The sequence below is a fragment of the Micromonospora sp. NPDC048935 genome, from assembly GCF_043197875.1.
Taxonomy (GTDB): Bacteria; Actinomycetota; Actinomycetes; order Mycobacteriales; family Micromonosporaceae; genus Micromonospora.
This window is the reverse complement of the sequence record NZ_JBICTZ010000002.1, coordinates 85015-98888: the sequence shown is the minus strand read 5'-3', so window position 1 is coordinate 98888 and position 13874 is coordinate 85015. Positions and strand designations below refer to the sequence as shown.

Genomic DNA, 13874 nt, shown 5'->3' with positions numbered 1-13874 from the left:
CTCGCGGCTCGACCGGGCGGGCCAGGGGTCGGCGTGGCTGATCGGGTCAGGGGTGCCGTCTAGGGTCGGGGCATGGAGTCCTTCGTGCCATTGGCTGAGCGGATCGTCGACGCGGTGTTGGAGAGCCAGCCCGGGCTCGCCACCTCGGTGGGGGACCACCGTTACGACGACCGCCTGCCGGACCTCTCCGCCAGCGCGGTCGCCGCCGACCGGGCGATGTTCAAGGAGGCCGCCGACGCGCTCTCCGACATCGATCCAGCTGCTCTGGATCTTCCGGAGCAGGTCGACCACGCGCTGCTCAGCTCACTGGTGGACCGCAGGTTGTTCGAGTCGACCGAGATGCGGACCCACGAATGGGACCCGCTCGTGCACAATCCCGGTCCGCTGCTGCACGCCCTGCTCGCCCGCCCGTTCGCTCCGGCGGATGTCCGGCTGGCCAGCCTCGCCGGCCGGCTCGCCGCCGTACCGGACGCTCTCGCCACCGCCCGCGCGACGCTGCGGGACATGCCGCGGATCCACGCGGAGACGGCGGTCGGGCAGTTCACCGGCACGGCGGCGCTGATCCGCGACGAGCTGCCGGCGCTGCTCGCTCAGGCGCCGAGCCAGCTCGACCGGGTCGAGCCGGCGGCGACTGCGGCGATCGCCGCGCTTGAGGAGTTCGTCGCCTGGCTGCGGGTCGGCCTGGCCGCCGACGCCGGCCCCGGCCGTGACCCGCGACTGGGCCGGCGCCGCTGGGAGGCCCGCCTGTGGCACACCCTGGACACCGAGCTGGGCGCCGCCGAGATCCAGCGCCGCGCCTGGGCCAACCTGGACCGGGTCACCGCCGAGATCCGCGAGGCGGCCGTCGAGCTGGTCGGTGGTCGGGCCGACGACGCGGCGGTACGTCAGGCGCTGGACCTGCTCGCCGCCGAGCACCCGAACGACGGGACCATCGTCGAGCTGGCCGGTGTGACCCTGGACGACGCCACCGACTTCGTCCGCGCACACGACCTGGTCACGCTCGTCGACGACAGGTGCGTGATCCAGGAGATGCCGGAGTTCGCGCGTGGTGTGGCGGTGGCCTACTGCGACGCACCCGGCCCACTGGAGACCGCGGAGGTGCCCACCTTCTACTGCATCGCGCCCACCCCTTCGGACTGGCCGGCGCACAGGGTCGAGTCGTTCTACCGCGAATACAACGACCACATGATCCGCAACCTGACCGTGCACGAGGCGATGCCGGGGCACTTCCTCCAGCTCGCGCACGCCCGCCGCTACGTCGGCGGCACCCGGGTCCGGGCCCTGGCCGAGTCCGGCCCGTTCATCGAGGGCTGGGCGGTGTACGCGGAGGAGCTGATGGTGAGGCTCGGCTTCGGCGGCCTACCGGTGCGGTTGCAGCAGCTCAAGATGCAACTGCGGATGACCATCAACGCGCTGCTCGACCAACTGGTGCACGCCGAGGACCTGTCCGAGACCGAGGCGATGGCGCTGATGACCGGGCGCGGCTTCCAGGAGGAGGGCGAGGCCGCCGGCAAGTGGCGCCGGGCGTTGCTCACCTCCACCCAGCTCTCCACCTACTTCGTCGGCTACAGCGAGGTCGCCGAGATCGCCGCTGCCCGCCGGGACGGCGTGTCCGTCCGCGACTGGCACGACGCCATGCTCGCCCACGACTGCCCGCCCCCGCGCCACCTGAGAACCCTCCTGGAGATCTAGACCCCGTGCCGGGGCGCGCCCGCCAAGATCCGCGCAACGTCGCTGATGTTGCTGCCTCCGGCGCCGCCGGAGGCAGCAACATCCCTGAAGCTGCCCGGATCCTGTTCGGCGCGCAGCGCGCGGGTCAGCGCCGTTGGGCGGTCACCGTCGCGTCGATCAGCCAGCGCGAGATGGAGTACGCGGGCGGCAGTTCCGCCGGCAGCGCGTCCAGGCCGAACCACCGAGCCTGGGTCAGTTCCTCGCCGTCGACCACCGGCTCGGCGTGCGGGTCCGCGGCACGGGCGGTGAACCCGGCGAGCAGCACACCGGGGCCGGAGATCGCCCACGGCTGGCTGCCGAAGTAGGCCAGGTCGTCCACGGACAACCGGACCTCCTCGCCGACCTCCCGGTGCACCGCCGCCTCCAGGGTCTCGCCGGCCTCGACGAAGCCAGCCACCAGTGCCCACAGGCCGGTCGGCCCGGTCGCGTGCCGGACCAGCAGCAGCTCGTCGGCGTGACCGGCCGCTCCCGGCCGGGTGATCGCCACCAGCACCGCGGCGGAGAGCTGCATCGGCACGTACAGGTCGCAGCCGGGGCATCGTCGGGCGGTCTCGCCGGGCAGGTCGGTCAGCTCGGCACGGCAGGCGCCGCACCACCGGTGGGTACGCCGCCACGTCGTCACCGCCAACGCACGGCCGGCGAGCGTGGCGTGTGGCTCCGGCACCTCGGCGGCGAGCGAGGCCCAGCCGCGCGCCCGGCCGGGCAGATCGTCGGCGGTGGACAACTCGGTGGCCCACGCGGGTGTTCCGTCGAGGGTGCCCAGCGGCACCCAGTCGGTGTCGGCGGGCAGGTCGACCACCCGCAGTGGTCGGCCGTCGGTGCCGGTCAGCAGCTTCGCCCCGGTCACCGGCAGGGCCAGGTCACCGGGGGCCGGCGGCCGGCTCCGGTCGGCCCCCGGCCGAAACCCGCCGGGGGGTGCGTTGGACGTGGGCCCGCCGGCTGGTGTGGTGGCCGTCGGCCCGCCGTGCGGTGCCGCGGACGTGGCCGCGCCGCGCCCTGGCGTGGGCCCAGCCGTCCGGTCGGTCACGACCCGCCGGGGCGACGGTCCACGACACCGGCGCCGGCGGGCGGATCGAACGCGCCCGTGTCGACTGTCGCGGAGTAGCGGCTCAGCGCCAGGTCCACCGGCTTGCCGTCGACCGGCCCGACGAAGCTGCCGAGCACGCCCTCGGTGGTCACGCAGGCGGTGAAGTCGCCGGAAGAGCTCTGCACCTCGACGCAGGCGGCGTGGTGCCCGGCGACTGTGGTGTCGCTCTGCTTGATGACCGCCTGCGGGTCGAGCGCGGCGGCGGTCAGCAGCCCGACCACCACCGGCGGGGTGACGAGGCCCTGGCGGTTGGCCTCGCCGAAGAGCGTCACCGTGGGTTTGCTGCCCGGGGTGGGCGGGGCGAGCACCGTGCACTCGGGGTGGGCGCCGGTGGTCGTACACCGGGTGATGGCCTCCGGGGTGACGGTGAGTCGACCGCCCGGGTAGGTGTAGGCGGACCTGGCCGGGTCCTGCGCCTGCACGATGGCGGCGTTCTGGCCGCCCGGGAGTTGGTAGTCGGCCGAGTAGGTCAACTCCAGCGCCCGGTCGAGCCGGGCGGCGAGGTCGTTGACGAGTTCCGAGCGACCCATGGCGACTCCGGCGTCCTCGAATGTCTGACAGCCGGTGACCGTGAGCGACGCGATGACCGACACGGCGAGCATGCGGAGGGTGGTCGAGGCGGCGGGCATGGCGACCAGCCTGGTGGATCTGGTCCGCACAGCGCAAACCCGTTGCCGGTTGACGCCCGGAAATCCGGGAATGTCCGTCAACGCGGGGCGACTCGGGTGCGCGGGCGACGCCGTACCCGTTCGCGCGGCCCGATACGCTGCGTTCAACACCTGCCTCAGCCGCACCGTCGCGGCCCACCCACGGACCGGATCACAACAACGAGGAGCGACTTAGTGGCAACCATCGAGGGAATCGTCGCCCGGGAGATTCTCGACTCGCGGGGCAACCCCACGGTCGAGGTCGAGGTCGGCCTGGACGACGGCACGGTCGCCCGCGCCGCCGTGCCCTCCGGCGCCTCCACCGGCGCCTTCGAGGCGATCGAGCTGCGCGACGGTGACGCCGACCGCTACCAGGGCAAGGGCGTGGAGAAGGCGGTCTCCAACGTCGAAGACAAGATCGTCGACCAGATCATCGGGTACGAGGCCAGCGAGCAGCGGCTGATCGACCAGAAGATGCTCGACATCGACGGCACCGACAGCAAGTCGGAGCTGGGCGCGAACGCCATCCTCGGGGTCTCCCTGGCGGTGGCGAAGGCCGCTGCCGGCAGCGCCGAGCTGAGCCTCTTCCGTTACCTGGGCGGCCCGAACGCGCACCTCCTGCCGGTGCCGATGATGAACATCCTCAACGGTGGCGCGCACGCCGACTCGAACGTCGACATCCAGGAGTTCATGGTCGCGCCGATCGGCGCGCCCACCTTCCGGGAGGCGCTGCGCTCGGGCGCGGAGGTCTACCACGCGCTGAAGTCGGTGCTGAAGAAGAAGGGCCTGTCGACCGGGCTCGGCGACGAGGGTGGCTTCGCACCGAACCTGCCGACCAACGCGGCAGCCCTGGACCTGATCGCCGAGGCGGTCGAGAAGGCCGGTTACCGGCTCGGCACCGACATCGTGTTCGCGCTCGACGTGGCGGCCACGGAGTTCTTCGACAACGGCACCTACACGTTCGAGGGCGCCGCGAAGTCCGCCGAGGAGATGAGCAACTACTACACCAAGCTGGCCGGTGACTACCCGATCGTGTCGATCGAGGACCCGTTGGCGGAGGACGACTGGAGTGGCTGGCAGACGCTGACCGCCTCGATCGGCGACCGGGTGCAGATCGTCGGTGACGACCTGTTCGTGACCAACCCGCAGCGCATCGCCCGCGGCATCGCGGAGAAGTCGGCGAACGCGGTCCTGGTCAAGGTCAACCAGATCGGTTCGCTGACCGAGACCCTGGACGCGGTGGACCTGGCCCACCGGGCCGGTTTCAAGTGCATGATGAGCCACCGCTCCGGCGAGACCGAGGACACCACCATCGCCGACCTGGCGGTGGCCACCGGCTGCGGTCAGATCAAGACCGGCGCTCCGGCCCGCTCGGACCGCGTCGCGAAGTACAACCAGTTGCTCCGGATCGAGGAGGAGCTGGCCGACGCGGCGCGCTACGCCGGCGCCGGCGCGTTCCCGCGCTACCGTTCGGCCTGAGCACGGAAAGCCTCGGGGGAGGGGTGTGACGATGCAGCAGCGCCGCACACCGGGTGGTCAGCGTCCCGCCCGCCGGCCGGGTCAGTCCGGCCGGCCGGGTGGTGCCCGGGCCGCGCGGGGATCGGTCCGTGAGGCCGGCGTACGCGCCGAGCCGCGCGGCACCGCTGGTCGGGCTCCGGGCGCGTCCCGGGGCGCCGACGGCGTGCGGTCCGCGAACCGTCCGGCCGCCGCTCGGCGGACCGCCGCCGGTGGTTCCGTCAAGCGGCTCGCCGCACCCCACCCCCGTCGCTTCACCGGTCGGGCCACCGTGCTCTTCGCGGTCCTGATCGCGCTCGCGTTGGCCTACACGTACCCGGTACGGGTCTACCTGGACCAGCAGGCCGACATCGAGCGGATGGAGGCGTCCCAGGCGGCACAGGAGGCGGAGATCGCCAAGCTCGCCGCCGAGGCCGCCAACTGGAACGACGAGGAGTACATCAAGACGCAGGCCCGGGAGCGGTTCTTCATGGGCCCCCCGGGCGAGAAGATGATGGTGGTGCTGCACGACGCGCAGGGTGCCGCCCGGGACGCCGGGAAGTCGGCCGGAGCGGCCGCCCCGACCGGGCCGGCGACCTGGTATGACACGCTCTGGTCGAGCGTGCGGGCGGCGGACAGCCAGCAACCGGGTAAATGATCCACCGAACAAGCGCACCAGGAGAGATGGGCACCGTGACTGTCGTACCACCGTCGAAGCCGGCGGCGGATTCCGTACCTCCGCCGCAGCGCGAGCCGGCCACCGAGGCCGACCTGGCCGCGGTGGCCGCGCAGCTCGGCCGCACGCCCCGGGGCACCCGGGCGGTGGCCCACCGGTGCCCGTGCGGGCTCCCGGACGTGGTGGAGACGACTCCCCGTCTGTCCGACGGCACGCCGTTCCCGACGCTCTACTACCTGACCTGCCCCCGGGCCACGGCGGCTTGCAGCCGGCTGGAGTCGGCGGGGCTGATGAAGGAGATGGCGGACCGGCTGACGACGGATCCCGAGTTGGCCGCTCACTACCGTGCCGCGCACGAGGACTACCTCGCCCGCCGCGAGGCCATCGGGGAGGTGCCGGAGATCGCCGGTATCTCGGCCGGCGGGATGCCGGGTCGGGTGAAGTGCCTGCACGTGCACCTGGGGCACGCGCTGGGCGCCGGCCCCGGGGTCAATCCGTTCGGTGACGAGACGTTGGAGCTGGTCGAGCCCTGGTGGGCGGCCGGTCCGTGCGTGGACGTCCCGGCGGGCGAATGAGCGCGCCGGCCGGGTCCTCGGCACCCGAGAGTCAGATCGTGGTGCGGCGGGCCCGCACCGGGGACGTGCGCGGCATCCGGCGGCTTGTCGACACCTACACCAACGACCGGCGGCTGCTGAGCAAGGCGACGGTCACCCTCTACGAGCAGGTGCAGGAGTTTCGGGTGGCGGTCCACCCCGACGACGGCACGGTGGTGGGCTGCGGCGCGCTGCACGTCATGTGGGAGGACCTGGCCGAGATCCGCACCGTCGCGGTGGATCCGGTCTGTCGGGGCCGGCGTATCGGGCACCGGCTGGTGGGCGAGCTGATCGACGCGGCCCGGGAGTTGGGGGTGGCCCGGATCTTCGTGCTCACCTTCGAGACCCGGTTCTTCGGCGCGTTCGGTTTTCAGGAGATCGACGGCGCACCGGTGCCACAACCGGTGTACGAGCAGTTGCTGCGCTCGTACGACGAGGGTGTCGCGGAGTTCCTGGACCTGGAGCGGGTCAAGCCGAACACGCTGGGCAACACCCGGATGCTGCTGCGGTTGTAGGTCAGGCCCTGCGGGGGTGCGCGGCGAAGAACTCCCACATCAGGTCGGTGGCCGACAGGCCCGCGGAGGAGGCGGCGAGCGAGCCGATCGTCGCCCCCGGCCAACTGTGGCCCATCTCGGGCAGGGTGTAGACGCTGACCTCGCTGCCGTCCGCGCAGCTCGCCACCGTGTGCGTCACGCCCGGCACCCCGGACGCCTTCGGGCTCGGCCGGCAGGAGAGCCGCTGCTGCCAGGTCTTGATGCCGGTCTGGAACGTCGAAGCGTACTGGTCCTGGCCGCCGATGAAGGTGATCACGGAGACCGGGCTCTTCGGCACGTAACTCTCGGCCGTGGTCAGTTTTCCGCTGTAACCACCGCTGACCACCCCGATCGCGGCGAAGGTGCCGGTGCTCTCCACCGCCGCCCGGAAGCTCATGTCGCCGCCGTTCGAGATGCCGGTGAGGAAGACCCGGTTCGGGTCCACCCGCCAGGTCCGCACCAGGTGGTCGGTGAGGGCGGTGAGGAAACCGACGTCGTCCGCGCTGCCGCAGCAGACCAGCGCGTTGAAGCCGCCGCTCACCCCGTCGGGGTAGGCGACCAGCACGTTGTCCTTGTCGGCCTTCGCGTCCAGGCCGGCCAGCTCCTGCACGCCGGTGGCGCTTCCGGGATAGAAGTGCAGCGCGATGACCAGCGCGGGCGACCGGCTCGGGTCGTACCCGGATGGTGCGTGCAGCAGGTAGGTGCGGTCCTGCCCGTTGTGGGTCAGGGTGAGGTCGTGGTTGCCCGCGGTCAGGGGTTCGCTGGACGCGGCGGGCGGGGTCGGCGCGGGCCGCCCCCGCTCACCGCAAGCCGCAACCATGACAATGAGGCAGAGCCCCGTTAACGCCGCCATCATTCGTCGCACTTCGGCCACCCCCCGTAGACCTGCGGTCCATGCTGGAGGCGGCCCGCCCACGGATCAACCCTTTCGGCCCTGGGCGAAGGGAGGCAGGCTGTCCTTCATGCTTCGTCTCCAGCTCGGGCCGGCGGACCTCTGCCGGGTGCGGTTCGCCGACCGGCTGCACCCGGTCGGCACCGCGCTGCTGGCCGGCCAGTGGCTGCGCGACCCGACGGTCGCGGCGATGGCACCGACACTGGCCGAGCGGGCGGCGGCGGCGGAGAGCACGGGCGACGCACAGGCCGCCACCGCGACGCTGCGGCACCTGCTGCCCGCCCGGGGGCGACTGCCGGATTTCGTCACCCCACTGTCCGGCCTGGAGTCGGTCGAGGCCGGCCTGGAGGCGATCCGGGCCACCCCCGCACAGCGGATCCGCGTCGAGAGCACCGAGGCGTACGCGCACGTGGCCAGCTCCCCGCTGCGGCGGCGGTTCGCGGCTGCCGACCCGGAGGTGTTGGACCTGTTCGGCGGGGCCGTCCGCACCTGGTTCGACACGGTCCTGGCGCCGCTCTGGTCGGATCTGACGTCCGCGTACCGCCAGCAGGTGACTTGTGCCAGCCAACGGCTGGCGCAGCATGGCCTGGACGGCCTCTTCGCGGGGTTGCACCCGGCGATCCGGTGGCGGGAGCCGGTGCTGGAGGTGCGGACGTGGTGGAGTGGGGAGCTGCCCGGCACCGGCCACGGGCTGATCCTGCTGCCCTCCCCGCTGGCCGGGCCCCGCCCCCGGGTGCTGGTGCAGCCCGGTCACCCGATCCTGCTCGTCTATCCGACGGTGGTGCCCGCGCTCGGGATCAGCGCCGGGGGCGACTCCCTCGGCCGGCTGCTCGGCGCCACCCGGGCGCTGGTGCTGCGTCGGCTGGCGGCCGAAGGCGGGTTGACCACGACCGTGCTGTCCCGCGCCGTCGGGATCAGCCTGTCCTCCGCCTCGGAGCACGCCACCGCGCTGCGCTCGGCCGGCCTGGTGGCCAGCGAGCGGGACGGCGGGGCGGTGCGGCACCACCTGACCGCGCTCGGGGCGGAGTTGTCGAGAGGCTCACCCGGCGACCCGGCCGCCGGCTAGACGGCGGGATGCCGGCCCGTCCTGCCGTATGGTTGCTGCCGTGACGACGCGTGTGGCGGCCATCGACTGCGGGACCAACTCGATCCGACTGCTTGTTGCCGACCTGCCCGAAGAGTCCACCGGGTCGCCGGCGACGCTTGTCGACCTGACCCGGCGGATGGAGATCGTCCGGCTCGGCCAGGGTGTGGACCGCACCGGCCGGTTGGCGCCGGAGGCGATCGAACGGACCCGGGTGGCGCTGTCGTCGTACGCGGCGGACATCGAGAAGCTTGGCGCACAGCGGGTTCGCATGTGTGCCACCTCGGCCTCCCGGGATGCCGCCAACGCCGACGACTTCACCGAGATGGTGCGGAGCACCCTCGGCGTCGCGCCCGAGGTCGTCACCGGCGACGAGGAGGCCCGGCTGTCGTTCACCGGCGCGGTGCGCGGCCTGCCGGCCGACGCGAAGGAGCCGTTCCTGGTCGTGGACATCGGCGGCGGCTCGACCGAGTTCGTGGTCGGTGACCGGGCCGAGGGGGTGCGCGCGGCGATCTCGGTGGACATCGGCTGTGTCCGGATGACCGAGCGGCACCTGCCCGGCGACCCGCCGACGCCCGAGCAGGTCGCGGCGGCGCAGGCCGACGTGGCGGCCGCGGTGGACCGGGCGCTCGCCGTGGTGCCCGGCCGCGAGGCGGCCACCCTGGTCGGCCTCGCCGGGTCGGTCACCACGGTGGTGGCCATCGCGCAGGGCCTGCGGGAGTACGACCCGGAGCGCATCCACCACGCCCGGGTGTCGTACGAGGCGGTCGCCCAGGTGACAGCGGACCTGCTGGGCCAGACCCGTGCGCAGCGGTTGGCGATCCCGGTGATGCATCCGGGTCGGGCCGACGTGATCGGCGCGGGGGCCCTCGTGCTCCGCGTGATCATGGAGCGGGCCGGGATGCCGTCGGTGGTCGCCTCGGAGCACGACATCCTCGACGGCATCGCCTGGAGTCTCCAGCCAGCCGCGTGATCGACTCGTCTTCCTGAAAGTCGCGGTGTCCGGGTCGCGCGGATGGCCCGACTTTCAGGAACCCGAGTCGATCACGCGTGCTCGTGCTGCGTGTCGGGGCGAGATCATTGACGGTACTTCGCAATGCACAGTAGTGTGCATTGCGTGGACACCACACAGTTGCTGAAGGGCGTGCTCGATATGGCCGTCCTGGCCGTGCTCCGGGAGGAGGACGGTTATGGTTACGACATCCTGCGCCGGTTGCGTGAGGCCGGCCTGGAAGAGGTCGGCGACGCCTCGGTCTACGGGACGCTGCGCCGCCTCTTCGCCGCCGGCCTGCTGACCACCTACGTGGTGCCGAGCGAATCCGGGCCGCACCGCAAGTACTACTCACTCAACGCCGCGGGGCGTGACCAGTTGACCCGCTCCGGCAAGCTCTGGCGCTCGTTCGCCACCACCATGGACACTCTGCTCGACGAACGGGGGTTGGCGGCATGACCGTCACGGAGCAGGAGATCACCGACTACGTGGCGCGGGTCCGGGCCGCTCTCGCCGACCTGCCGGCCACGCAACGCGACGAGCTGACCGAGGACCTCGCCGACCACCTCACCGAGGTCGCCGCCGAGGCCGAGGGCACCCTCGTCGAGCGGCTGGGCGAGCCCGAGACGTACGCGGCCGAGCTGCGCGCCGCGGCCGGCGCCGCCCCGGGCGGCGGTGGGCGCAATCTCGACCAGCGGGTCGCCGCCGCGCTGGTCCGGGTCCGCAGCCGCCTGCGCGCGGTCGACACGCAGTTCGGCCCACCCCTGGGGTACGCGCACGCCAGCGACTTCCTCCGCCTCCTGCGCCCCGGCTGGTGGGTGCTGCGCGGCTACCTGGCGGCGATGCTGGTCACCGTGATCAGCACCGGCGGCAGCTTCGGTCTGCTGCCCCGCTTCGGTGGCGAGCTACTGGCTGGCCTGATCATGCTGGTCGGCTTCGTCCTCGCCTCGATCTGGCTCGGTCGCCGGTCGGCCCAGCTGACCCGTTGGCCACGATCGGCCGTGCAGGTGGGCAGCGCGGTGCTTGTGGTCTTCGCGCTCGTCGGGCTTGTCGACGCCGAGGGTCGGCACGCCAACGACTACTACTACGACCAGACCTCGGTCGACAGCCAGTACAGCCGGGTCCGGGACGTCTTCGTCTACGACAGTGAGGGCCGGCTGGTGGAGAACGCCCGGCTCTTCGACCAGGACGGCAACCCGATTCGCCTCGGCTACCCGGACTGTGCGAGTTCGGTCAACGACTACGGCGCCCCCCTGCTGCGGCCGTACCCGTACTGCGTGGGCCGGGCGCCCTTCGGCCCTCGCGCTCCGGCCGGGTCCGACCCCATCCCGACGCCGCCCGCGTCCAGCTCGCCGCCGGCGGAGCCGACCAGCACCCCGCCGACGGAGCCGACCGGCACGCCGACGGCCGGGCCGACCAGCACGCCGACGGCGGGCGCAACGGCGACCGGCGAGCCCTCGGCGGACCCGACCGCGACCCCGGCCGGCACGCCGAGCCCCACCCCGACGAGCTGAGTAACGGTGTGAACTGGATCATGCGGGCCGGGGTGGGAAATAACTGAACGGACGAGGCGGGCGGGACGACACCGGAAATCAATGATCGTTACGGTGTCGTCTGCTCATCCACCCCTCGGAAGGAACCCCCGTGCCAGAGCAGGTCGCAACGCCCCCCGCCTCCGATGGTGCACCAGCCGAGCCGGCCAACGCGACGCCGGAGCCGGCCGTCGAGACGCCCCAGTCGGCCGAGCCGCAGGCGGGGGTGTCGCGTCCCGCCGAGCCGAAGTCGACCGGATCCGAGCTGACCGGGTCCCGTCCCGCCGAGTCACAGTCGGCCGAGCCGAAGTCGGGCGAGTCGCGCCCCGCCGAGCCGAAGTCGAAGTCGGAGTCGAAGTCGACCGGATCCGAGCTGACCGAGTCGACGTCGGCCGAGTCGACGTCGGCCGAGTCGACGTCGACCGAGCCGGGTCCGGCCGAGCCCAGGCCGACCGGGCCGGAGTCGGGGTCGGGGTCGGGGTCGGGGGCGTCGCGTCCGGCCGAGCCGGAGCCGGGCGAGCCGCGTGCGGCCGGGTCGGAGTCGACCGGGTCGGAGCCGGCCGAGTCGGAGGCTGCCGAGCCGGAGCCGCAGAAGTCCGGTGCGTTGAAGGCCCTCGGCATCGTGGGCGCGATCCTCGCGGTACTCGTCGTCGCCGGCCTGAAGTTCGGCGTCGTCTCGGCGATCGGCAACCTGGTGAACAGGGACGAGACGGCGGACGCCAAGGCCGGTGACTGCATCGCCAAGCTGCCCGAGGTCACCGGCACCAAGCAGGAGAAGGTCACGAACGCCAGGATCGTCGAGTGCACCTCCACCGAGGCGGCGTACAACGTGGTCGGTCGGGTCGACGGCCAGACCGAGGCCCAGGCCAAAGCCCCGACCGCCTGTGAGCAGTTCTTCAAGCCGGCCGAAGAGGGGTACATCTACTCCAGCATCAAGCCCGGCAAGACGGGCTACGTGCTCTGCCTGACCAAGAGGGCCTGACCGCGGCCGTAGATCAGCGTTGACGGCGGCGGGAGCCTACCCGCCGCCGTCGGCGTACCCGGAGTCATCGGCGGGCGAACGGGAGGTGAATGCCACTGTTCCGGCGTCTTCCCGGCGGCGGCGCGGCATGGCAGGCTACCGGCACTAGGACCACTGGGCGACCAGCCAACGATGACTGACCGCTAGGAGGACGGCCCATGGGCGAAATGGTGACCTACCGCAGCAACGGGGGTACGAGCGAGGGGTATCTCGCGATACCCGCGAGTGGCACGGCCAGCCCCGCCGTCATCGTCATCCAGGAGTGGTGGGGCCTGGTTCCGCACATCCGGTCGGTTGCGGAGCGGTTCGCCGAGGCCGGGTTCGTCGCCCTCGCCCCGGACTTCTACCACGGTGAGACGACGAGCGAGCCGGACGAGGCGCAGCGGTTGCTGATGGCGATGCGGATGGACGAGGCGGCGAAGGACATCGCCGGCGCGGCCGACTATCTCGCCGGGCGGCCGGAGGTCACCGGCAAGGTCGGCGCTGTCGGCTTCTGCGCCGGTGGCAGCCTCGCCCTCTGGTCGGCCACCATCTCCGAGCGGATCGTCGCCACCGTCGGCTTCTATCCCGTGCTGCCGTGGGAGTCGATGCGCCCCGACTGGGCCGACTACGCCGGCAAGGCCGCGGTCATCCACTGCTCCGAAGAGGACGGCACCTCGGCCACCGAGGGCGTGCAGACCGCCCGCCGGGCCATCGAGGAGGCCGGCGGCGACTGCCATCTCTACGACTACCCGGGCACCTCGCACGCCTTCTTCAACGACGACCGTCCGGAGGCGTTCGACCAGCGCGCCGCGTCCAGCGCCTGGGCCCGCACCCTGGAACTCTTCCGGGCCAAGCTTGGCTGAGTCGCGTACCCCCGAGCAGGTGGTCGCCCGCGCGGCGCGGGCGACCGACCTGGCCGACCTGGACGCGGCGGTGAGCGACTGTTTCGCCTGTCCCCGGCTGGTCCAGTGGCGGGAGGAGGTGGCCCGCACCCGACGGGCCGTCTTCCGCGACCAGGAGTACTGGGGTCGACCGGTGCCGGGCTTCGGCACCGGCGACGCCCGGATCGGCATTCTCGGGCTGGCGCCCGCCGCGCACGGCGGCAACCGCACGGGCCGGATCTTCACCGGTGACCGGTCCGGTGACGTGTTGTTCGCCGCGCTGCACCGGGCCGGGCTGGCCAACCAGCCGACAAGTGTCGCCGCCGACGACGGGCTCGCCCTGCGGGACCTGCGGATCTTCTCGGCCGTGCGGTGTGCGCCTCCGGACAACAAGCCGACCCCGGCGGAACGGGACACCTGCGCACCCTGGCTGCACCGCGAGGTCACGCTCATCCGGCCCACGCTGCGCGTCGTCGTCGCGCTTGGCGCGTTCGCCTGGGCCGCGTGGTGGCCGGTGCTTCGCCAGGTGTACGGGCAGCGCCCGCCCAGCCCGCGACCGGCGTTCGGTCATGGGGCACACTGGTCCGGCACGGACGCTCCGGACTTGCTGGGCTGCTACCACGTCAGCCAGCAGAACACCTTCACCGGGCGGCTGACACCAGAGATGCTGGACGACGTCTTCGGCCAGGCTAAGCAGCTGGCCGGGGTGGACTGAGACACGCGTGGGGCG

General features: G+C 72.4%; 16 protein-coding genes. 12 read left to right on the top strand and 4 right to left on the bottom strand.

Features of this window, described 5'->3' with window-relative positions:
* The first annotated feature begins 72 nt into the window (after positions 1 to 72).
* Entirely contained in the window at positions 73 to 1692 is a 1620-nt protein-coding gene (locus tag ACGFIW_RS06740) for a DUF885 domain-containing protein (protein ID WP_393311448.1), read from the top strand.
* A gap of 124 nt (positions 1693 to 1816) precedes the next feature.
* Here ACGFIW_RS06740 and nudC read toward each other — a convergent pair whose 3' ends face one another.
* The gene (gene nudC / locus ACGFIW_RS06735) at positions 1817 to 2578 is read right to left on the bottom strand and encodes an NAD(+) diphosphatase (RefSeq protein WP_393311446.1); all 762 of its coding nucleotides are present in this window, start codon (positions 2576 to 2578) and stop codon (positions 1817 to 1819) included.
* Between the two features lie 176 nt (positions 2579 to 2754).
* A complete protein-coding gene (locus tag ACGFIW_RS06730; protein WP_393311444.1) occupies positions 2755 to 3447 on the bottom strand; it encodes a hypothetical protein in 693 nt (230 codons plus the stop codon).
* Positions 3448 to 3660: 213 nt separating this feature from the next.
* Here ACGFIW_RS06730 and eno point away from each other — a divergent pair, with 213 nt between their 5' ends.
* The 4 genes from eno to ACGFIW_RS06710 are packed head-to-tail and all read left to right on the top strand — an operon-like array spanning position 3661 to position 6743.
* The gene (eno, locus tag ACGFIW_RS06725; protein WP_184181511.1) at positions 3661 to 4944 is read left to right on the top strand and encodes a phosphopyruvate hydratase; all 1284 of its coding nucleotides are present in this window, start codon (positions 3661 to 3663) and stop codon (positions 4942 to 4944) included.
* Between the two features lie 31 nt (positions 4945 to 4975).
* On the top strand, positions 4976 to 5617 hold the full coding sequence (locus ACGFIW_RS06720; RefSeq protein WP_393311442.1) for a septum formation initiator family protein: 642 nt from the start codon (positions 4976 to 4978) through the stop codon (positions 5615 to 5617).
* A 35-nt stretch (positions 5618 to 5652) separates the two neighbouring features.
* Entirely contained in the window at positions 5653 to 6210 is a 558-nt protein-coding gene (locus tag ACGFIW_RS06715; RefSeq protein WP_393311440.1) for a DUF501 domain-containing protein, read from the top strand.
* Positions 6207 to 6743 (top strand): amino-acid N-acetyltransferase, encoded by a 537-nt coding sequence (locus ACGFIW_RS06710; protein WP_393311438.1) that lies wholly within the window; start codon positions 6207 to 6209, stop codon positions 6741 to 6743. Before ACGFIW_RS06715 ends, ACGFIW_RS06710 begins: the two co-directional genes overlap by 4 nt.
* 1 nt (position 6744) lies before the next feature.
* Here the strand turns inward: ACGFIW_RS06710 and ACGFIW_RS06705 are convergent, their stop codons facing one another.
* Positions 6745 to 7581, bottom strand: coding sequence for an alpha/beta hydrolase family esterase (locus ACGFIW_RS06705; protein WP_393311436.1), 837 nt, complete (start codon positions 7579 to 7581; stop codon positions 6745 to 6747).
* Between the two features lie 142 nt (positions 7582 to 7723).
* Here ACGFIW_RS06705 and ACGFIW_RS06700 point away from each other — a divergent pair, with 142 nt between their 5' ends.
* From ACGFIW_RS06700 to ACGFIW_RS06685, 4 genes are all read left to right on the top strand, one after another.
* The gene (locus tag ACGFIW_RS06700; protein ID WP_393311434.1) at positions 7724 to 8719 is read left to right on the top strand and encodes an ArsR/SmtB family transcription factor; all 996 of its coding nucleotides are present in this window, start codon (positions 7724 to 7726) and stop codon (positions 8717 to 8719) included.
* Positions 8720 to 8771: 52 nt separating this feature from the next.
* Entirely contained in the window at positions 8772 to 9710 is a 939-nt protein-coding gene (locus ACGFIW_RS06695) for an exopolyphosphatase (RefSeq protein WP_393312724.1), read from the top strand.
* 144 nt (positions 9711 to 9854) lie between these two features.
* Complete coding sequence (locus tag ACGFIW_RS06690) at positions 9855 to 10187, top strand: PadR family transcriptional regulator (RefSeq protein WP_393311432.1); 333 nt, start codon at positions 9855 to 9857, stop codon at positions 10185 to 10187.
* Positions 10184 to 11242, top strand: a complete 1059-nt coding sequence (locus ACGFIW_RS06685; protein ID WP_393311430.1) for an HAAS signaling domain-containing protein — start codon at positions 10184 to 10186, stop codon at positions 11240 to 11242. The genes ACGFIW_RS06690 and ACGFIW_RS06685 overlap by 4 nt, the downstream gene beginning before the upstream one ends.
* A 78-nt stretch (positions 11243 to 11320) precedes the next feature.
* Here ACGFIW_RS06685 and ACGFIW_RS06680 read toward each other — a convergent pair whose 3' ends face one another.
* The gene (locus tag ACGFIW_RS06680) at positions 11321 to 11881 is read right to left on the bottom strand and encodes a hypothetical protein (RefSeq protein ID WP_393311428.1); all 561 of its coding nucleotides are present in this window, start codon (positions 11879 to 11881) and stop codon (positions 11321 to 11323) included.
* On the opposite strand from ACGFIW_RS06680, the gene ACGFIW_RS06675 reads away from it, so the two are divergent.
* The 3 genes from ACGFIW_RS06675 to ACGFIW_RS06665 all read left to right on the top strand — a co-directional run bounded on the left by ACGFIW_RS06675 (position 11865) and on the right by ACGFIW_RS06665 (position 13859).
* Entirely contained in the window at positions 11865 to 12242 is a 378-nt protein-coding gene (locus tag ACGFIW_RS06675; protein WP_393311426.1) for a porin, read from the top strand. The two genes, ACGFIW_RS06680 and ACGFIW_RS06675, sit on opposite strands and share 17 nt — an antisense overlap.
* A gap of 197 nt (positions 12243 to 12439) precedes the next feature.
* On the top strand, positions 12440 to 13126 hold the full coding sequence (locus ACGFIW_RS06670; RefSeq protein WP_393311424.1) for a dienelactone hydrolase family protein: 687 nt from the start codon (positions 12440 to 12442) through the stop codon (positions 13124 to 13126).
* The gene (locus ACGFIW_RS06665; protein WP_393311422.1) at positions 13119 to 13859 is read left to right on the top strand and encodes a uracil-DNA glycosylase; all 741 of its coding nucleotides are present in this window, start codon (positions 13119 to 13121) and stop codon (positions 13857 to 13859) included. Before ACGFIW_RS06670 ends, ACGFIW_RS06665 begins: the two co-directional genes overlap by 8 nt.
* The last annotated feature ends 15 nt before the right edge of the window (positions 13860 to 13874 follow it).